Below are 18682 nucleotides of genomic sequence, written 5' to 3' on the forward strand. Positions count from 1 at the left end.
GCAGCGGGGAAACTTCCGAAATACGCCGCTGACGTGCGAAGACGGCCTCGTGTCCGGATGCCTGACGGATGGTTGACGGATGTTCCGGCAGCCGATACCTCTGTGGTGCCGATCGTTCGGCATCTCTTGGAGGAGGCTGCTTTGCGAGGATCCGCTCCCCCGTCCGACAGACGCCGTGGACGGCGCGCGCTGCGTATGGCCACGGCCGCCGCGGCTGCCGCCGCTCTGCTCCCGGTGTTCGGTGTCGCCCACGCGGCCGAGCCCGGCCCGAGTGCCGCGGGCTCGCTGCAACAGGCGTTCACGGACGCCGCAAAGGCGTACCACGTGCCGCAGAGCGTGCTGCTGGGCGTGTCGTATCTGGAGTCCCGCTGGGACGGCCACCAGGGCATGCCGAGTGTGACCGGCGGCTACGGGCCGATGCATCTGACCGACACCCGTACCGCCCTCGCGGACTTCCCGAGCAAGGGCATGGGGGACGGCGCGGACGACGGGCGCGGGGACGACACCCGGCCGATGATCAGTACGGCGACCGCGCAGGCGCCCGATCTGGCCGCGCTGCCCGCCTCGTACACCACGCTGGACCGCGCGGCGACGCTGACCGGGCTGTCGGCCGGTGCGCTGCGCGAGGACGCGGCGACGAATGTGGCGGGCGGCGCGGCGCTGCTCGCCGACACCCAGAAGTCGCTGGGCGAGCCGCTGAGTTCGGATCCCGCGGACTGGTACGCGGCGGTCGCCCGCTACTCCGGCGCCGACGACACGGCGACGGCCGCGGCCTTCGCCGACGACGTCTTCGACGTCCTGAAGCAGGGGCAGACACGGACCACCGACGCCGGGCAGCGGGTCACTCTGGCCGCGGCTCCCGCGGTGAGGCCCGCGGCGGGCCAGGCCGCCAGGATCGGCCTGAAGCAGGTCAACGCGGCGGGGACGGAGTGCCCGAGCGGCCTGGGCTGCGAGTGGATCCCGGCACCGTACGAGGACACCGGCGGCGGGGACTACGGCAACTACGACAAGGCCGACCGGCCGAACACCGAGAAGATCGACACGATCGTCATCCACGACACCGAGGGCTACTGGGACACCGCCCTCCAGCTCGTCCAGGACCCGACGTATCTGGCCTGGCACTACACCGTGCGCTCCTCCGACGGGCACATCGCCCAGCACCTGAACACCAAGGACGTCGGCTGGCACGCGGGCAACTGGTACACCAACTCCAAGTCCGTCGGCATCGAGCACGAGGGCTTCCTGACCGATCCGGGCACCTGGTACACGGAGTCGATGTACCGCACGTCCGCGCGGCTGGTGAAGTACCTGGCGGCGAAATACCACATCCCGCTGGACCGGCAGCACATCCTCGGGCACGACAATGTGCCGGGCCCGACCGCCTCGTACATCTCGGGGATGCACACCGACCCGGGCCCGTACTGGGACTGGGGTCACTACATGGCGCTGATGGGCGCCCCCCTGCGCGCGACCGCCGGCGCCTGGGGCGGCGTGGTCACCATCGCCCCCGACTACGACACCAACCAGCCGGTCTACACCGGCTGTGTGACGGCCGCGGCGGTCTGTCCGGCGCACGGCTCCGACGCGGTCCGGCTGTACACGGCGCCGAGCGAGGACGCGCCGCTGGTCAAAGACATCGGGCTGCACGGCGCGACCGGCGCGAGCACCACGGGCGTCAACGACGTGGGCGCGCGGGCCTCCGCGGGCCAGCAGTTCGCGGTGGCCGAGCGGCAGGGCGACTGGACGGCGGTGTGGTACCTCGGCCAGAAGGCGTGGTTCCACAACCCGGCGTCGCGGCCGACGGCCGTCAACTCGATCGGCCTGGTGATCACCCCGAAGAAGGGGCTGGCGAGCATCCCGGTCTACGGCCGCGCGTACCCGGAGGCGGCGGCGTATCCGGCGGACGTGCCGGTGCAGGGCATCTTCCCGATGCCGTACGCGATCCTGGCCGGACAGCGGTACGTGGTCGGCAATGTGGTGCCGGGCGAGTACTTCTACTCGACCTCCTTCGACACCAGCAACCAGAAGGTGGTGCGCGGGAAGCAGCTCTACTACGAGATCCAGCTCGGTCACCGGGTGGAGTACGTGATGGCCTCCGACGTGACCTTGCTGCCGTCTGTGCTGGGCGCTCCGCGCTGAGTCCGCCGGGCCCGCGGCGGCGGGCCCGAGAGTAGCGGGGCGAAGGGCGGCACCGGGATTCCGGTGCCGCCCTTCGCCGTGTCCTGTCGCGCCCGTGTCGCGAAGCGTGCGCGTGCCGAAGCGTGCGTGTCCCGAAGCGTGCGTGTCCCGAAGCGTGCGTGTGCCGAAGCGTGCGTGTCCTGGGCGTCCTGTCGCGTCCGCGTCCTGGGCGTCCGCCCCGCGGAGGTGTCCGCCGGGTCTCAGCCCGCCTGGAACATCTCCGCGGGCAGCGGCTTCAGAAGCTGGTACAGATCGTCGGTGATCGGCCGGTCCCAGGTGGCGATGGTGACCTGGACGCCGTCGCTGCGGTCGAACTGGGCGCAGGCGACCCGCGACTCGGAGATCTTGATCCGGCGCACGATCAGCAGGCTGTCGCCGTGCATCACGGGGGTGTCCTCGATCCCGGTGACCTCGGCCGGTTCGTCGTTGCCGAGCGCCGCGAGGAGCTGGGCCACCTCGAAGGGCACCTGGCCGTCGTCCAGCTCGCGGGCGGGCGAGCCGACCGGGAGGTTGCCGATCAGCATCGCGGGGCCGCGTCCGCCGAACAGGTCGTAGCGCAGATAGATGCCCTGGCAACTGCCGTCGGGGCCGGGCAGCAGCCCGGCGCCGAGGTCGCCGGGCCAGTCCCCCGGGTCCATCGCGAGGACATCGAAGTCCGGCCCGGTGGGCGTGGCTGCGCTACGGCGGCGGAGGAAGGACATGCCGCCATCGTACGGGTAGCGACCGCCGCCGGGGACCGGGCCCGCGCCCCTTCCGTGCCCTGGTCGCGTGCCGCCCCGGCCGGTGCGATCCCGTACGGCGGCCCGCCCATGGGCCGCTCCCCCGGCCGTCAGCGACCGTAGGCGTCGTCGTCCGGCGGCGCGGGCGCCGCGGGGATTTTGCGCAGGGCTTCCGGCAGCCCGGTGGGGTCGGTGCCGAGCTTGCGGTAGACGGCGTTCAGGGTGCGGACGACCTCGCGCTCGCCGGTGCCGAGGGCGGCGGCGATCCGGCGGTGGTCCTCGCCCTGTGCGGCGCGCAGGGCGGCGGCGTGCTCGCGGGCGGTGAGGGCGTCGGAGTCGGCCGAGTGCGGGTGCCGCGGGCGCAGCCCGGCCAGCTCCAGCTCCTGGCCGGCCCGGTCGGCCAGTCCGTCCGCGCCGCACGTCCGGGCGGTGTCGAGTCCGCGGTGGAGCTGTTCCGCGGCCCGCTCTGGCTGTCCCGCCCGGCGCAGCGCGGCGCCGTGGGCGACGAGCGAGCAGGCGAGCTGATGAGCGGAGGGCGACTCCTCCAGCCGGTCGACGGACTCCTCCAGCAGCTTCAGCCCGTCCGGGCCGCCGGTGACCTCGGCGGCGACCCGCAGCGCGTGGCCGACGGCGGAGGCGGCGCCGAACTGGCGGGCGCGGGCGACGGCGTCCAGCGCGGTCGCCCTGGCCCGGTCGGGGGTGTCGTGTGCCTCGGCGAGCGCGAGGTGCAGTTGCCAGGGGCTCCAGGCGGGGTTGCGCATCCCGCGCGGGTCGAGCCTGCCGCCGACGCCGGTCAGTTCGCCGACGGCTTCTTTGTACCGCCCCTGGGCGAGCAGCAGTTCGCCGTGCACGGCCTGGGCGTCGGGGAAGGTGACGGCCGCGGGGAACGGCTCCCGGAAGTCGTACGCGGCGGCGAGCGCGACGGCTTCCTCGGTCCGGCCGCGGGCCAGCAGGATCTCGATGAGGACGGCCACCGAGTACCACTGGACGGGGGTGCCGCGGCCGACCCGCTCGGCCAGCCGCAGCCCGTCGCGGGCGAAGTCCTCGGCCTCCGCGAGCCGCCCGCGGCGGTAGCGCAGGTAGCCGAGCAGCAGATAGCCGAAGGACAGGTGGGCGCCGCGCCAGCCGTGCCGCTCGAAGCCCGCGATGCCGGTGGTGAACAGCTCCTCGGCGCGGCCCGGCTGGTCGGCGTACATGTAGGTCATGGCGACCAGGACGGGGACCTCGAAGCCCCAGCCCTCGTTGGCCCAGGGCAGGCCGCCGTCCAGGGCGCGGCCCGCGTGGTGCAGGACGGTGGTCGTGGGCTCGCCGCGCAAGGTGGCGTCCCAGGCGCGCAGGCCGATGATGTACCGCTCGGTGAGGTCGCGGCCGGTGAGCCGGTCGGCGAGCCTGGCCAGCCGCCGGGAGCGGCTGGGCGAGTCGGGTTCGTCGGCGCGGAAGGCGTCCCACATGAACTGTTCCGCCTGCATCCGCAGCCTGGTGCGGGCGCCGGTGGCGGTACGGGCGGCGTGCGCGACGACGTCGGCGGCCTCGCCGAGCCGGTCGCTGTGGGCGAGGGACTGGGAGAGCCGGAAGACGATGCCGTCGCGCAGTTCGGGGTCGGTGATCGGCTCTTCGAGCGCGGCCCGCAGGTGGTTGACGGTGACCGAGGGCTCCAGGAGCTGGGAGGCGGAGCCCAGTTCATAGAGCACGGCGGCCCGGTCCTCGGGCGGCGGGGGTTCGCGCAGGGCGCGGCCCAGGTACGCGCGGGCCGCCTCGGGGGCGCCCGCGCGCAGCGTCTCCCGTGCGGCGGCGCGCAGTTGGGCGACCACCCAGGGGTCGCCCTCGGGGTGGGTCTCCAGCAGGTGGCGGGCCGCGGCGGCCGGGCCGAGGCCCTCGTCGACCACCGACCAGGCGGCCTGGCCGTGCAGGGCGACGCGTACGGCGTCCGGGATCGCCCGGTAGACGGCGGTGGCGATCAGCGGGTGGACGAACTCCAGGGTGCCGCTGCCGGTGACGATACGGGCGTCGCGCAGCCGGTCGGCGCAGTCGGCGGCCTCCTCGCGGCCGAGTCCCGCGACGGTGGCGGCCAGCGTCGGGGAGATCTCCGTGCCGAGGACGGCGGCGGCCCAGGCGAGGCGGACGGTGGAGGGGCCCAGGCGTTCGAGCCGCGCGATCAGACCACTGCCCTTGGCCGCGGCGGCCAGGTCGCGCAGCAGATGGGCGCTGGACTCGTCGGGGCGCAGCCCCCGGTCGCGGACCTTCTCGGCCAACTCAACGGCTTCGAAGGGGTTTCCGGCGGTGACCGCCCAGCACTCGCGGCAGAACGCCTCGTCGGCGTGCGCGCCGACCGACTCCCTGATCAGGTGGCGGATGGCGGTCGCGGTGAGCGGTTCGAGGCCGATCGGGCGGTGTCCCGCCCGGCCGGGCAGGCCGCGGAACGACTCGGCGCCCGGCGGGAGTTCGTCCGGCCGGTAGGCGACGACGATGAGCAGCGCCAGTTCGTCGGCGCGCGGCGCGAAGGCGGCGAGCCAGTTGAGCGACTGCGGGTCGGCCCAGTGCGCGTCGTCCAACACCAGCACGACGGGCGCGCGTTGGACGGCGATGTGGGTGAGGACCCAGTCCAGGCCGTCGCGCAGACCCTGCGGGTCGGGGGCGGCGCCTTCCGCCGTGCACAGTCCGAGGGCCGGGCCGACGATGCCGTACCAACTGCCGAGCCTGGCGCGGATTTCCGTCTCCGGGGCTCCGACGAGCTGGGGTTGCAGCAGTTGCCGCGCGACGTGGAAGGCGACCTGCTGCTCCTGGTCGCCGCCGCGTGCGGACAGTACGGTGCAGCCGCGTTCCGCGGCCCTGCGGCGTACTTCGGTGAGCAGTGTGGTCTTGCCGAGGCCGGCGGACGCGGCGAAGGCGATGAGCCCGCCGTGCCGTTCGGCGGGGCGCGCGGCGGTGCCCGCGTCCGTACCGGCGTCGTCGTCGGCACCTAAGCCGGTGAGATCGCTCAACGCCTCGTCCACGGCGACGAGTTCGGCGTCTCGTTCGAGCAGCGCGCGCCGGTTGCGCGAGTGGCGCTGCGACATGGTCAACCCCCCTGCCTGCCGGTGGTGTGCGCCCGGCGCACGACATGCGGGGACGTGCAGGACGGACAGCCGACCGGTGGCCTCACAGCGTACGCCGTCGGCTCCGCTGTGTAAGGGGGACGGCCGTGCCGGTTCGCCACTGGCAGGGGACGTGACCGGCACGGCGGGAGCGGCGGCGACCTGGGAGATCTTCCCGCCGCCCAGCACGGGCGAGACTGCCACGCGAGACGGTCGTCCCACCAGGCACCGCAGTCCCCGCACCGCACTGGAGCACCCGTGCGCCCCATGTGCGCCCCCCTTACCCGCCGTAACGCGCCGTCTCGTCCGCGGGTCCTGCCGTACGCCCCTCGTGCGCGCGTCAGCCCCCGCGGGATGTCGGCGCCTCTCGCTCATCGGCTCGCCGCGCACCTCAATCCGACGCGGGCCCCAACTCGACGCGGGCCTCAACTCGTCCCGCGCCTCAGCTCGCCCCGCGCTTCAGCTCGACGCGGGCCTCGACTCGAGCGGGCCTCGACTCGGCGCGCACACCCGCTCGATCCGCGCGTCACCCCCTCCCTCCGGTCAACTCCCCTGCCCAGCCCGCTCCTCGCGCTGCCGCGCGTGATGGCGGGCGACGCGGGCGCGGTTGCCGCAGGACGGTTTGCACCACTCCTGGCGGGCGTGCTCCTTGACGAAGTAGCGGACGCAGCGCGGGGCGGGGCAGGCGCGCAGCAGCACGCGCTCGGGTCCGGCGAGGAAGGCGATGGCGGCGCGGGCGAGGGCGGCGGCCAGCCGGTCGGCCGGAGCCGCGTCGGCGGACACGGTGTGAGCCGCCGCGGGTTCCGCGCCGTCCGGCCAGTCCAGGCGCGGGGCGACGGGGACCAGGGCGGACGCGGTGTTCAGTCGGTCGAGCGCCTGCCGGGCCGACGGCAGTCGTCCGGCGTCCGCGCGGCTGGGCGGACCGGGCAGCACGGCGCGGGCGAAGAGCGCGCGGACCGCCGTACGCACCTCGACGACGGCGGTGCGCGCGGCCTCGTCGGCGGTGAACCGCGCCGCCGAGCCCGGCACTTCACCGAGAACGCCGCTGAGCGCGTCGGCGTGCTCGCGCACCCACCGGGTCAGTCCGGCGGGGTCCGCGAGGTCGTCGGCGACGCCGCCGTGGCCGTCGTGCCGGATGGTGACGGCGAGGTCGAGCGCGAGATGATCACCGGTCATGTCCTAATGCTATCGTCGCCATAAGCCATTAACGACTGAGGGGGTACCTGTGTCCGACCTCCGCGAGATCCTGCGCGGTCTCGATGTGTTCGACGGCGACCTGCCGCCTTTCGACATCGCGGAACTGCCCGCGGATCCGCATGAGTTGTTCATCGAGTGGCTGCTGGCGGCCGTCGCGGCCGGGGTCCGCGAGCCGCACGCCATGACGGTCTCCACGCTGGGCGCCGACGGCGACCCCGCCGCCCGCGTGCTCATCGTCAAGAACGTGTCGGCGGCGGGCTGGGAGTTCGCCTCCGACACCGGCAGCCGCAAGGGCCGCGAACTGGCCGCCCACCCCGCGGCGGCGCTCACCTTCTACTGGTCGCCGCTCGCCCGCCAGGTGCGGATTCGCGGCCGGGTCGAGACCGCGGGCCCCGAGGCGAGCGCGGCGGACTTCCTGGCCCGCTCCCCCGGCGCCCGCGCCGAAGCGCTGCTCGGCCGCCAGAGCGCACCCCTGTCCGACCTCGCCACCCGCGACGCGGCCGTGCGGGAGGCCGCGGGCCGGATCGAGCGCGACCCGGACCTGGTGGCCCCCGGCTGGGCGCTCCACACGCTGCGCGCGGACAGTGTCGAGTTCTGGCAGGGCGACCGCGACCGCAGACACACCAGAGTCAACTACGTCCGCACCGAGGGTGGTTGGGAGCGAGGTCTGCTGTGGCCGTGACCGGACCCACGACCGGCCCGACGGCCGGAGGACCCGCGCTCGCGGCTGTGCTCGACGCGGGGCAGACCCGGCTGCGCACGCTGCTCGACGGTCTCGACGACGCCGCCGTCCGCGCCCCCAGCGCGCTGCCCGGCTGGACCCGCGGCCATGTCCTGACGCATATCGAGGGCGTCGGCCTCGCGCTGGCCCGGCAGGCGCGCTACGCGCTGCGCGGCAAGCTGATCGAGGTGTACGACGGCGGTCGCAGCGGCCGGGACGCGGCCATCGAGGCCGGGCACGGCCGCTCCGCACCGGTGCTGACCGCCGCGCTCGGCGACGCGCTGGACGAGATCGAGGCGTCCTGGGCCGCGGTCGGCCCGGACGACTGGGACCGGCCGGTGAGCTACCGCGACGGCACGGTGACCACGGCGGGGCTCGCCTGGTGGCGCGAGCTGGAGATCCACACGGCGGACGCGCTGCTCGGCCCGACCCCGGCGGACTGGTCCCCCGAGTTGTGTACGCACCTGGTCGACTTCCTGTCCGCGCGGGTGCCGGACGGGATACGGCTCACGCTCGGCACGCCGGGGGACGCGGCGGACGACACCTGGTCGTTCACGCGGGGCCAGGGCACACCCGTGCTCGTACGGGGTCGGCTGACCGACCTGGCGGCCTGGCTGGCCGGACGGGTGCCGCCGCGGGCGCTGACCGGCGATCCGCTGCCGACGCTGGGCAGTTGGCCGTAGCGGGCCCGCTGACCACGGTGACCCGCGGCGGGCGGCGGAAGCCTCCCGGCCGCGGGTGGGCGGCGGCCGATGCCGTCCGCCCGTGCTGGGCTCAGGTGAGGTCGAACTCGCCGTCCCGCGCGCCCAGTACGAAGGCGCGCCACTCGGCGGGGGTGAAGATCAGGGCGGGCCCGTCGGGGTTGCGCCCGTCCCGCATCGCGATGTAGCCCTCGACAAAGGCGATCTGTACGTCGCCGGTGCCCTGGCTGCTGGAAAGCCACTCCGCGTCCGTCAAGTCGACCTGCGGCTTCTTCCCGTTGGCCAACGGCTGTCCGATGGTGCTTTCGGCCACGTCCGCTCTCCTCCTACGTCGTCGTCCCTCCTCCAGCCTATCCACCGGATCCGGAGCCCGCACAAGTCCGCGGAAACCACCCGGCGCACGGTGTATTTCAGGTAGTGGGGGGCTCGCTGCCCACCACCCACATGGAGAAGAACTGCGACCCGCCGCCGTAGGCGTGTCCCAGGGCCCGCCTGGCGCCGAGGACCTGGTGCTCCCCGGCCTCGCCGCGTACCTGAAGGGCCGCCTCGGCGAAGCGGATCATGCCGGACGCGCCGATCGGGTTGGTGGACAGCACGCCGCCCGAGGGGTTGACCGGCAGGTCGCCGCCCAGCTCCGTGACGCCGGACTCGGTGAGTTTCCAGCCCTCGCCCTCGTCGGCGAAGCCCAGATTCTCCAGCCACATCGGCTCGTACCAGGAGAAGGGCACGTACATCTCGACGGCGTCGATCTCGCGGCGCGGCGCGGTGATCCCGGCCTGCCGGAAGACGTCGGCCGCGCAGTCCCGGCCGGCCCGCGGGCTGACGTAGTCCTTGCCCGCGAACATCGTGGGTTCGCTGCGCATGGCGCCGCCGTGCATCCAGGCGGCCGGTCGCGGCGCCCGGTCCGCACCCGCGGTGTCGGTGAGCACCATCGCGCAGGCGCCGTCGGAGGACGGGCAGGTCTCGGAGTAGCGGATCGGGTCCCAGAGCATCGGCGAGGAGCGCACCTTCTCCAGGGTGATGTCGGTCTCGTGCAGGTGCGCGTAGGGGTTGAGCAGGGCGTTGCGGCGGTCCTTGTAGGCGACCAGCGAGCCGACGGCGGCGGGCGCTCCGGTACGGCGCATGTAGGCGCGCACGTGCGGTGCGAAGAAGCCGCCCGCGCCCGCCAGCAGCGGCTGCTGGAAGGGGATCGGCAGCGACAGGCCCCACATGGCGTTGGACTCCGACTGCTTCTCGAACGCGACGGTCAGCACGGTGCGGTGGACGCGTGCGGCGACCAGTCCTGCGGCGACCAGCGCGGTGGAGCCGCCGACCGAACCCGCGGTGTGCACCCGCAGCATCGGTTTGCCGACCGCGCCGAGCGCGTCGGCCAGATACAGCTCCGGCATCATGACGCCCTCGAAGAAGTCGGGCGCCTTGCCGATCACGACGGCGTCGACGTCCGCCCAGTCCAGTTCGGCGTCGTCGAGCGCGCGGCGGGCGGCCTCGCGGACGAGTCCCGCGATGGACACGTCGTGGCGCGCGGCGACGTGTTTGGTCTGGCCGACGCCGACGACGGCCACGGGCTCCTTGGGCATGGGTTACTCCCCTTCCAGGACGGCCACGAGATTCTGCTGGAGGCAGGGGCCCGAGGTGGCGTGGGCCAGCGCGCGGTCCGAGTCGCCGCGGTGGATGCGGGCCGCCGCCTCGCCGAGCCTGATCAGCCCGGCGGCCATCATCGGATTGGCGGCGAGCGGCCCGCCGGAGGGGTTGACGGCCACGTCGGGGCCGAGCCGCAGCGCCTTGCGCAGGACGACCTCCTGCGAGGTGAAGGGCGCGTGCAGCTCCGCGGTGTCCACGGGCGCGTCGAAGGCTCCGGCCCGCTCGGCCGCGAGCCGCGTCGAGGGCGAGTCGGTGAGGTCGCGGACGCCGAGCGAGGGGGCCTCGATGCGGTGGTCCATGCCCCGGATCCAGGCGGGCCGCGCGCACAGCCGCCGGGCGGTGTCCCCCGCCGCGAGCACCACGGCCGCGGCCCCGTCGCCGACCGGCGGGCAGTCGGCGCGGCGCAACGGGCGTACGACATAGGGGTCGTCGGCGGCGGGCGCGGTGGTGAGCTGCGCGTTCGGGTTGGTGCGGGCGGCGGCGCGGCTGCGGGCGGCGATACCGGCCAGCTCGCGCTCGTCGGTGGCTCCCGCGTCGATCAGCGCCCGGGCCTGGAGGGCGGCGAGCGCGACGGAGTCGGGCCACAGCGGCGCGATGTAGTACGGGTCGAGCTGCCGGGTGAGGACCGAACGCAGGTCGCCGGGCGAGGACTTGCCGTAGGAGTAGACGAGCGCGGTCTCGGCCTCGCCGGTGAGGATCCGCACCCACGCCTCGTACAGCGCCCAGGCGCCATCGGTCTCGACGTGGGACTCGGAGATCGGCGGCCAGGCGCCGACGCCGTCCAGCGCCATGGTGAAGGAGAAGGCGCGTCCCGCGAGGTAGTCGGCGGAGCCCGAGCAGGTGAAGTCGATCTCACTGGTGGCCAGTCCGGTCTGTCCGAGCGCGTCGTGCAGGACGGGCATCAGCAGTTCGACCTCGGAGACCTCGTCGGTGCGCGCGCGGTGGCGGGACTGCGCGAAGGCGACGATGGCGACATCGGGCATCTAGACCAGCTCCCGGTAGGTGTCGTATTCGGCGTCCGGTTCCCCGGTGGGGCGGTAGTGGTCGGGGTAGCGTCCGCCCTCGGTCCAGACCGCCTCCACCCGCAGGCCCATCCGCACCTGGTCGTACGGCATTCCGGCGATCCGTCCGTGCAGCGGGAGGTCGGCGCCGTCGAGCGCGATGTGCGCGTAGACGTACGGGACTTCTATGTCCATGGCCTTCAGGTGGGCGCTCTTGATGTTGACGATGCAGAAGGTGGTGACCGTGCCGCGCGGACCGACCTCGACCTCTTCCGCGGTGGCGACGCCGCAGGTGGGGCAGGCGCCGCGCGGCGGGACGTAGACCTTGCGGCAGGACGGGCAGCGCTCGCCGACGATCCGCCGGTCCTCGGCGGCGCGCAGGTAGCCGGTCTGGGCGCGGCCGGGCGAGTAGGTGTAGTCGAGGCGGGCGGGGGCGACGATGCCGGTGACGGGGTCGGTGAAGACGCCGTCGTGGGCGGTGGCCGCGCCGCGCGTACGGCCGTCGTCGTACGGCTCGAAGCAGGCGATGTCGGTGATGGCGCCCTGGCGTTGCCCGGCCCAGCGGATCGTGACGCGCATGCCGGTGCTGACGTCCTCGGGCGCGGCGGCGTCGAGCGCGTGCAGCAGGGCGGTGTCGGCGCCGTCGAGGCGGACCAGGACCCAGGCGAAGGGCGTGGCCAGCGGCTGGTTGGGGCGCGGGTCGGGATTCCAGGCCCAGGTGGTGACGGTGCCGGTGGCGCCGACCTCGACCAGGTCGCGCACCTCGGCCGCGGTGACCGGGTCGTACTCGACGGGGGGTACGAGGACGCGGCCTTCGGCGGTCCGCACGCCGAGCACGGTGCGCTCGCGCAGCCCAGTGAGGAAGGCGCTCTGCACGGGGCCGAGCGAGCGGGTGAAGGGGAATTCCACGACGAGCGGGGCGCTGAGCACGTCCGGTGCGTGGCCTGGTGTCATGGGCTGGCCTCCTGGGGTGGGGCGGCTCGTCGGGGGTGGTGCGCGGTGGCTGTCCGAGCGCGCTGGGCGTCCGGTGCCGGGGGGGTCAGGTGCCCGGGTTCAGGCGCCGGGGGTTCAGGTGCCCGGCTTCAGGGGCCGGGCTTCAGGGGCCGGGCTTCAGGGACCGGGCTTCAGGGACCGGGGCTCAGGCGCGGCGGAAGACCGGCTGCCGCTTCTCGGCGAAGGCGCGCGGTCCTTCCTTCGCGTCGGCGGTGGCGAACAGCGGCCAGCCGCGCTCGAGTTCGAGTTTCAGCCCCTCGGTCTCGGGCAACTCCGCGGTGTCGTAGACGCTGGCCTTGACGGCCTCGACGGCGAGCGGGCCATTGGCGTTGATCAGCTCCGCGGTCTCCAGGGCCCGGTCCAACGCGGTCCCGTCGGGCACGACATGGCCGATCAGGCCGATGTCGCGGGCCTCGTCGGCGCTGTACGGGCGTCCGGTGAGCAGCATCTCCAGCGCGTGGGTGCGGGCGATCTGCCGGGTGAGCCGTACGGTCGAGCCGCCGATCGGGAAGAGGCCGCGACGGACCTCGAACAGGCCGAAGACCGCGCTCCGTCCCGCGATCCGGATGTCGGTGCCCTGGAGGATCTCGGTGCCGCCCGCCACGCACGGTCCTTCGACAGCGGCGATCACGGGTTTGCGCGGCCGGTGGTGCCGGAGCATCGCCTTCCAGTGCAGATCGGGGTCGTCCTTCAGCCGGGCCCGCGCCCGCGTGGCGGTCTCGTCGGCGCCCTCCGACAGCGCTTTGAGGTCCATCCCCGCGCAGAAGGCGCCGCCCGCTCCGGTCAGCACGATCGAGCGGATCGCGTCGTCCTCGTCGGCCTCGACCCAGCCGTCGTACAGCCCGACGAGCATCGGCAGCGAGAACGCGTTGCGCGCCCGCGGCCGGTTCAGGGTGAGGACGAGGGTGGCGCCCGCACGCTCCACGGTGAGGTGTTCCGTACCGCCCATCACGGTGCTCCTTCCGTCCGGTACTGGAACAGGTTGCAGTAGCCGCAGGCCGGGGACAAGAGTTTTCTGACTACTCGTCAGATTTGTTGGACGGGAGCCCTTCCCACCGCACGCCCGGACCGCTCTAATGACCGCGAGCCCACCGCCACTTCACCTTCACCGACGACCGACGCGGGACCGCGCGGGACGGGAGACGCCGTGGAGTACAACCTTGCCGACCTCTTCGAGTCGGTCGTCGACGCCGTACCGGACCGGGAGGCGCTGGTGTACGTCGACCACCCCGGCACCGGATCCGAGCGGCGGCTGACGTACGCGCAACTCGACGCGGCGGCCAACCGGCTCGCCCACCACCTCCTCGCGGCCGGGCTGCGCCCCGGCGAACACGTCGGACTGCACCTCTACAACGGGGTCGAATACCTCCAGACCGCCTACGCCTGCCTCAAGGCCCGCCTGGTGCCGGTCAACGTCAACTACCGCTATGTGGCCGAGGAGTTGGTCTACCTCTACCGGGACGCCGACCTCGCGGCGCTGGTCTTCGACGCCGAGTTCACCGACCGTGTGGCCGCGGCCCTGCCGCAAGCCGACCGGCTGCGGCATCTGATCCGGGTGGGCGGCCCGCCCGCCGCCGAGGACGCCGAATCCGCCCTGGAGACGGTGGAGTTCGCCGACGCGGTGGCCGCGGAATCGTCCTTACGCGACTTCGGCCCGCGGTCGGCCGACGACCAGTTCGTCATCTACACCGGCGGCACGACCGGCATGCCCAAGGGCGTGATGTGGCGTCAGGAGGACCTGTTCTTCTCGGGGATGGGCGGCGGCGCCCCGACCGGTGAGCCGGTCAAACGGCCGGAGGAACTGGCGGAGCGGGTCGCGGCCGGCGGCGAGGGCCTGGTCTTCTTCCCCACCCCGCCGCTGATGCACGGCACGTCCACGCTCACCGCCTTCATCGGCTTCCACTTCGGCCAGAAGGTGGTGATCCACCGGAAATTCGTGCCGGAGGAGGTGCTGCGCACCATCGCGAAGGAACGGGTCACCAGTGTCTCGCTGGTCGGCGACGCGATGCTCAGGCCGCTCGCCGACGCGCTGGCCGGACCGCTCCAAGGCACCGACTGCTCCTCGCTGTTCACCCTGTCCAGTTCGGGCGCGGTGATGTCGCAAACGGTCAGGGACCAGTTCCAGTCGCTGGTGCCCGGGGTGCTGATCCTCAACAACTTCGGCTCGTCGGAGTCCGGTTTCAACGGCACCGCGACGGCCGACGCGGGCCCCGACCGCGGCTTCCGCATCTCGGTCGACTCGCACATCGCGGTGGTCGACCCGGCCACGCTCGAACCGGTGACCGGCGCGGCGCCCGGCCGTATCGCGCTGCGCGGCCACGTACCGCTCGGCTATTACAACGACCCCGCCGCGTCCGCGGCGACCTTCTTCCGGCGGGACGACGAACGCTGGGTACTGCTCGGCGACATGGCCACCGTGGACGAGGACGGCGTGGTGACGGTGCTCGGGCGGGGCTCGCAATGCATCAACACCGGTGGCGAGAAGGTCTATCCGGAGGAGGTCGAGGAGGCGCTCAAGGCGCATCCCGACGTCTACGACGCGCTGGTGGCGGGGGTGCCGGACGAGCGCTGGGGCCACCGTGTGGCGGCGGTGGTGCAGCCGCGCGACGGGGCGGACCCGCTCACCCTCGAGGACGTGCAGGCGCACTGCCGTGCGCGGCTGGCCGGGTACAAGATTCCGCGCAGTCTGGTGGTGACCGACCGCATCCAGCGCTCCCCCAGCGGCAAGGCCGACTACCGGTGGGCCCGTTCGATCGTCGTACAGGGGGCCGGATCCGGCGGGTAGGGTCCGATCATGACCGTACATGATCACCAACGCGGCGCCGGGCGGAACTCCGGCCGCGAGTCGCCGCACGCGCCGCACTCCGCCCTGTCCCCGCTCTCTCCCGGCCTCGATCCGGCCCGCACCGCGCTGGTGCTGGTCGACCTCATGGACCGGATCGTCGCGTTACCCCTGGCTCCGCACAGCGGGCCCGACGTGCTCACCGCCGCGTGCGGCCTCGCCGCGTCCTTCCGGGACGCGGGCGCGACGGTCGTCGCCATTCGCGCGCAGCGCACCGGCCCCGCGGAACAGCCGCCGGGCAGCGGCCTGGTGGAGGGCGTGGCGCGGGACGGCGACCTGCTCGTCGTGAAGCGGACCGTCGGCGCCTTCCACGACACCGGCCTCCACGACCGGCTCCAAGAGCGCGGCATCGACACCCTCGTCCTGGCCGGGATAGCCACCAACATGGGCGTGGAGTCCACCGCGCGGGCCGCCGCCGACCACGGCTACCGGCTGGTCTTCGCCGAGGACGCGATGTCCGGCCTCACCGCCGCCGAGCACCGGGCGACGGTCTCCCTCGACTTCCCCCGGTTCGGCACCGTCGTCTCCGCCGCGGAGGTGGAATTCGCCGGTCCCGGCTGAACCCGCCGGTCTTCGGGAACCTAGGAGTGGCGGCGGGGTGGCCCGCCGCCTTCTTTTTCACCCTGGTTTCTGTACCTACTAGTATGTACACTCGGTTCCATGGACACGGCGGAGCGGTTGATCGAGAGCGCCCAGGAGCTGCTCTGGGAGCGGGGCTATGTCGGGACCAGCCCGAAGGCCATACAGGACCGGGCGGGTGCCGGGCAGGGCAGCATGTACCACCACTTCCGGGGCAAGCCGGACCTGGCGGTGACGGCGATGCGGCGCAGCGCCGCGCAGCTCAGGGCGCAGGCCGAGGAGCAACTGGCGGGCGGCGAGACGGCCGTGGAGAAGGCGCTGGCGTATCTGCTGCGCGAGCGCGACGCCCTGCGCGGCTGCCGGGTCGGCCGGATGGCCATGGACCCGGACGTCATCGACAGCGCGGAGCTGCGACAGCCGGTGGCGGAGACCTTCGGCTGGCTGTGCGACCGGCTCGCCGGGATCATCGCCGACGGCATGGACAGCGGCGAGCTGCGGCCGGGCCTGGATCCGTACGACACGGCCGCCGCGATAGTCGCCGTCGTCCAGGGCGGTTACGTCCTGGCCCGCGCCGCCGACTCGCAGGAGCCGTTCGACCGGGCGGTACGGGGTGCCACGGCGCTGCTGACGGCGGCGCGTACGGCGTCCTGACCACCGCCACCCTGCGCCACTTCTCGACCCGCCACCTGACAGGACCCGTCCCGCCGCACGACGGCGGCGCACCGCTCCGAGGCGGCGCCGCGGCACTCATGGGGGAGCCACCGACCATGCAGGCGATGAACTACCGCATCACCCTGCCCGCCGACTACGACATGGGGATCATCCGGCACCGGGTGGCGACCCGCGGCCACCTCCTGGACGATTTCCCCGGCCTGGGCGCCAAGGCGTACCTCATACGTGAGCGCGGGGTCGAGGACTCGCCGGTCAACCAGTACGCCCCGTTCTATCTGTGGAACACCCCGCAGGGCATGAACGGCTTCCTGTGGGGTCCCGGATTCCAGGGGATCGTCAGCGACTTCGGACGGCCGGTGGTCGAGCACTGGACCGGGCTCGGCTTCGCGCGGGGACCGTCCTTCGGCGCCGTTCCGCGCGCGGCGGCCAGGCGGGCGTGGCCGCTGGACCCGGGCGCCGAGCCCGCCGTCGTGATCAGGGCCGCGCTCGCGGAACTGCCGGAGTTGGCCGCACGCCCCGGCGCGCACAGCGTCGCGCTCGCCGTCGACCCCCGGCGGTGGGAGCTGCTGCGCTTCACCCTGTGGGAACAGACGGCCCCGCCCGCCCCCGGCGAGGAGCGGTACGAGGTGCTGCGTCTGTCGGCACCGGAGTTGGACACGATCGAGACGGGACAGCAGTGGTGACCACCCCTACGGCTGATACGGCGCGTACATCCCCTACGGTCCCTACGGCCCGTACGGTCCCTGCGGCCCCTACGGCGATGACGCCGAGCACGATCGACCGGGACGCGGGCTACCGGCTGCTGGCCGAAATGGCGGGCCCCTCCACCGTCGAGTCCACCCTCACCGGCCTCGACTCGCTCGCCCCCGGCTTCCCCGACTGGATCGTCACCGCCCTCTTCGGCGGCACCTACCAGCGCGAGGGGCTGGCCCTGCGGGACCGGCAGATCGCCAATCTGGCGGCGCTGACCGCGATCGGCGGGGTCGAGCCGCAGCTCGACGACCATGTCCGCAACAGCCTGCGGATCGGCATGTCCGCACGCGAGATCGTGGAGGTGATGGTGCACCTCGCACCGTACGTCGGCGTGCCGAGGGCGTTGGCCGGGCTGCGGGTGGCGGCCGACGTCTTCGCGGACGGGGCGACCGGCACGGGCAGCGCGGGCAGCGCGGGCGATGCGGGCGATGCGGGCAGCGCGGGCGATGCGGGCGATTCGGGCGATTCGGGCGGCGCGGACGACGCGAGCGGCGCGGACGACGCCGACGGCACGGCGCCGGGCGGTGCGCGATGAGCGGGCGGTCCGGGACGAGGGCGGTGCGTACGGTCCTCGGGGACATCGCGCCCGACCGGCTCGGGGTGTGCGACGCCCACGACCATCTCTTCCTGCGCATGCCCGCGCTCGCCGGACAGGAGCTGGACGATCCGGCGGCGGCCGGGGCCGAGTTGGCCGCATTCCGGGCGCTCGGCGGGGCGGCGGTCGCCCAGTGGACGCCGTTCGGCCTCGGGCGGCGAGCGGCCGAGCTGCCCGCGCTGTCGCGGACCTCGGGCGTGCACGTCGTGGCGGCGACCGGACTGCACCAGGCCGCCCACTACGCGCCCGAGCTGGTGGAGCGGCTGCGCGCGGACGGCCTGGCCGCCTTCTTCACCGCCGAGCTGACCCGGGGGCTGCTCGACGGCGACGACCCGGACGGCCCGCGCGGCACCGCGAGGGCGGGCATGATCAAGGTCGCCGGGATGTTCCACGGCCTCGACGGCCACGCCCGGCGGGTCCTGGCGGCGGCGGCCGAGGCCCACCACGCCACGGGTGCGCCGATCGGCGTCCACCACGAGCTGGGGACCGCCGCGGTCGACGTCCTCGGCGTACTCCACGGCGAAGAGGGCGTGCCCACCGCCAGCGTCCTGCTCGGCCACCTCAACCGCTTCCCCGATCCGGGCGTCCACCGCGAACTGGCCGCCTCCGGCGCGTTCCTCGCCTTCGACGGCCCCTCACGCGCCAACCACGCCACCGACTGGCGGCTGATCGACTGCATGGTCGCGCTCGCCGAGGCCGGCCACACCGCGCAGCTCCTGCTCGGCGGCGACACCACGACGGCCGCCGCCCGCTCCTCGACCGGCGGCGGTCCGGGGCTGCCATACCTCCTGCGTACGCTCCGGCCGCGCCTGGAAAGGGAGTTGGGCACGGCGGCGGCCGATGCGGTCTTCGTGACCAACCCGGCGCGGGCGCTGTCCGCCGAGTGGCACGACGGGGGCGGGAGCACGGGCGCCGACAGGGCCTAGCTGTATTGATCACGAGCGTTGTTGACATGTCCCGGTGCTTGATCATGGCGAAGACCTCCGGTGTGGTGGAGCTGTCTAGGACTGCACCGC

General features: G+C 73.6%; 17 protein-coding genes. 9 read left to right on the forward strand and 8 right to left on the reverse strand.

What is annotated here, in order from left to right:
- Positions 1 to 195: 195 nt before the first annotated feature.
- Positions 196 to 2139 (forward strand): N-acetylmuramoyl-L-alanine amidase, encoded by a 1944-nt coding sequence (locus ACIOC1_RS34895; protein ID WP_401858553.1) that lies wholly within the window; start codon positions 196 to 198, stop codon positions 2137 to 2139.
- Positions 2140 to 2378: 239 nt separating this feature from the next.
- Here ACIOC1_RS34895 and ACIOC1_RS34900 read toward each other — a convergent pair whose 3' ends face one another.
- From ACIOC1_RS34900 to ACIOC1_RS34910, 3 genes are all read right to left on the reverse strand, one after another.
- Entirely contained in the window at positions 2379 to 2879 is a 501-nt protein-coding gene (locus tag ACIOC1_RS34900; RefSeq protein ID WP_355344009.1) for a hypothetical protein, read from the reverse strand.
- 128 nt (positions 2880 to 3007) lie between these two features.
- Positions 3008 to 5953, reverse strand: coding sequence for an ATP-binding protein (locus tag ACIOC1_RS34905; protein ID WP_401858556.1), 2946 nt, complete (start codon positions 5951 to 5953; stop codon positions 3008 to 3010).
- A 561-nt stretch (positions 5954 to 6514) separates the two neighbouring features.
- On the reverse strand, positions 6515 to 7147 hold the full coding sequence (locus ACIOC1_RS34910; protein WP_401858559.1) for a CGNR zinc finger domain-containing protein: 633 nt from the start codon (positions 7145 to 7147) through the stop codon (positions 6515 to 6517).
- Between the two features lie 49 nt (positions 7148 to 7196).
- Here ACIOC1_RS34910 and ACIOC1_RS34915 point away from each other — a divergent pair, with 49 nt between their 5' ends.
- Complete coding sequence (locus ACIOC1_RS34915; protein ID WP_401724755.1) at positions 7197 to 7850, forward strand: pyridoxal 5'-phosphate synthase; 654 nt, start codon at positions 7197 to 7199, stop codon at positions 7848 to 7850.
- The gene (locus ACIOC1_RS34920; RefSeq protein WP_355343997.1) at positions 7847 to 8572 is read left to right on the forward strand and encodes a maleylpyruvate isomerase family mycothiol-dependent enzyme; all 726 of its coding nucleotides are present in this window, start codon (positions 7847 to 7849) and stop codon (positions 8570 to 8572) included. The genes ACIOC1_RS34915 and ACIOC1_RS34920 overlap by 4 nt, the downstream gene beginning before the upstream one ends.
- Before the next feature lie 91 nt (positions 8573 to 8663).
- On the opposite strand, the gene ACIOC1_RS34925 is transcribed toward ACIOC1_RS34920, so the two are convergent.
- The 5 genes from ACIOC1_RS34925 to ACIOC1_RS34945 form a co-directional block, all read right to left on the reverse strand.
- On the reverse strand, positions 8664 to 8903 hold the full coding sequence (locus tag ACIOC1_RS34925; RefSeq protein WP_093716245.1) for a DUF397 domain-containing protein: 240 nt from the start codon (positions 8901 to 8903) through the stop codon (positions 8664 to 8666).
- A 97-nt stretch (positions 8904 to 9000) separates the two neighbouring features.
- Positions 9001 to 10167, reverse strand: coding sequence for a thiolase domain-containing protein (locus ACIOC1_RS34930; RefSeq protein WP_401858564.1), 1167 nt, complete (start codon positions 10165 to 10167; stop codon positions 9001 to 9003).
- A gap of 3 nt (positions 10168 to 10170) precedes the next feature.
- Entirely contained in the window at positions 10171 to 11214 is a 1044-nt protein-coding gene (locus ACIOC1_RS34935) for a thiolase domain-containing protein (protein ID WP_401858567.1), read from the reverse strand.
- Positions 11215 to 12186, reverse strand: coding sequence for a Zn-ribbon domain-containing OB-fold protein (locus ACIOC1_RS34940; RefSeq protein ID WP_401858570.1), 972 nt, complete (start codon positions 12184 to 12186; stop codon positions 11215 to 11217).
- Positions 12187 to 12370: 184 nt separating this feature from the next.
- Positions 12371 to 13174 carry a crotonase/enoyl-CoA hydratase family protein gene (locus ACIOC1_RS34945; protein WP_401313935.1) on the reverse strand — a complete coding sequence of 268 codons (804 nt, stop codon included), beginning with the start codon at positions 13172 to 13174 and terminating at the stop codon, positions 12371 to 12373.
- Between the two features lie 198 nt (positions 13175 to 13372).
- Between ACIOC1_RS34945 and ACIOC1_RS34950 the strand changes: the two genes are divergently transcribed.
- From ACIOC1_RS34950 to ACIOC1_RS34975, 6 genes are all read left to right on the forward strand, one after another.
- Positions 13373 to 15010, forward strand: a complete 1638-nt coding sequence (locus ACIOC1_RS34950) for an acyl-CoA synthetase (RefSeq protein ID WP_401858573.1) — start codon at positions 13373 to 13375, stop codon at positions 15008 to 15010.
- A gap of 9 nt (positions 15011 to 15019) precedes the next feature.
- Complete coding sequence (locus ACIOC1_RS34955) at positions 15020 to 15628, forward strand: isochorismatase family protein (RefSeq protein ID WP_401858576.1); 609 nt, start codon at positions 15020 to 15022, stop codon at positions 15626 to 15628.
- 99 nt (positions 15629 to 15727) lie between these two features.
- On the forward strand, positions 15728 to 16297 hold the full coding sequence (locus ACIOC1_RS34960; protein ID WP_355343976.1) for a TetR/AcrR family transcriptional regulator: 570 nt from the start codon (positions 15728 to 15730) through the stop codon (positions 16295 to 16297).
- Positions 16298 to 16413: 116 nt separating this feature from the next.
- Complete coding sequence (locus ACIOC1_RS34965) at positions 16414 to 17001, forward strand: DUF4865 family protein (RefSeq protein WP_401858579.1); 588 nt, start codon at positions 16414 to 16416, stop codon at positions 16999 to 17001.
- A gap of 77 nt (positions 17002 to 17078) precedes the next feature.
- Positions 17079 to 17606, forward strand: coding sequence for a carboxymuconolactone decarboxylase family protein (locus ACIOC1_RS34970; protein ID WP_401858582.1), 528 nt, complete (start codon positions 17079 to 17081; stop codon positions 17604 to 17606).
- Positions 17603 to 18592 (forward strand): phosphotriesterase, encoded by a 990-nt coding sequence (locus ACIOC1_RS34975; RefSeq protein WP_401858585.1) that lies wholly within the window; start codon positions 17603 to 17605, stop codon positions 18590 to 18592. Before ACIOC1_RS34970 ends, ACIOC1_RS34975 begins: the two co-directional genes overlap by 4 nt.
- Positions 18593 to 18682: the final 90 nt, after the last annotated feature.

This window comes from Streptomyces sp. NPDC088197, assembly GCF_044741185.1.
Lineage (GTDB): Bacteria > Actinomycetota > Actinomycetes > Streptomycetales > Streptomycetaceae > Actinacidiphila.

What these genes read in the sequence shown, in the direction of transcription:
- ACIOC1_RS34955 (WP_401858576.1), top strand. Translation starts at nt 15,020, where the DNA reads ATGACCGTACATGATCACCAACGCGGCGCCGGGCGGAACTCCGGCCGC.
- ACIOC1_RS34900 (WP_355344009.1), bottom strand. Translation starts at nt 2,879, where the DNA reads ATGTCCTTCCTCCGCCGCCGTAGCGCAGCCACGCCCACCGGGCCGGAC.
- ACIOC1_RS34905 (WP_401858556.1), bottom strand. Translation starts at nt 5,953, where the DNA reads ATGTCGCAGCGCCACTCGCGCAACCGGCGCGCGCTGCTCGAACGAGAC.
- ACIOC1_RS34940 (WP_401858570.1), bottom strand. Translation starts at nt 12,186, where the DNA reads ATGACACCAGGCCACGCACCGGACGTGCTCAGCGCCCCGCTCGTCGTG.
- ACIOC1_RS34945 (WP_401313935.1), bottom strand. Translation starts at nt 13,174, where the DNA reads ATGGGCGGTACGGAACACCTCACCGTGGAGCGTGCGGGCGCCACCCTC.
- ACIOC1_RS34975 (WP_401858585.1), top strand. Translation starts at nt 17,603, where the DNA reads ATGAGCGGGCGGTCCGGGACGAGGGCGGTGCGTACGGTCCTCGGGGAC.
- ACIOC1_RS34965 (WP_401858579.1), top strand. Translation starts at nt 16,414, where the DNA reads ATGCAGGCGATGAACTACCGCATCACCCTGCCCGCCGACTACGACATG.
- ACIOC1_RS34935 (WP_401858567.1), bottom strand. Translation starts at nt 11,214, where the DNA reads ATGCCCGATGTCGCCATCGTCGCCTTCGCGCAGTCCCGCCACCGCGCG.
- ACIOC1_RS34895 (WP_401858553.1), top strand. Translation starts at nt 196, where the DNA reads ATGGCCACGGCCGCCGCGGCTGCCGCCGCTCTGCTCCCGGTGTTCGGT.
- ACIOC1_RS34960 (WP_355343976.1), top strand. Translation starts at nt 15,728, where the DNA reads ATGGACACGGCGGAGCGGTTGATCGAGAGCGCCCAGGAGCTGCTCTGG.
- ACIOC1_RS34910 (WP_401858559.1), bottom strand. Translation starts at nt 7,147, where the DNA reads ATGACCGGTGATCATCTCGCGCTCGACCTCGCCGTCACCATCCGGCAC.
- ACIOC1_RS34970 (WP_401858582.1), top strand. Translation starts at nt 17,079, where the DNA reads ATGACGCCGAGCACGATCGACCGGGACGCGGGCTACCGGCTGCTGGCC.
- ACIOC1_RS34930 (WP_401858564.1), bottom strand. Translation starts at nt 10,167, where the DNA reads ATGCCCAAGGAGCCCGTGGCCGTCGTCGGCGTCGGCCAGACCAAACAC.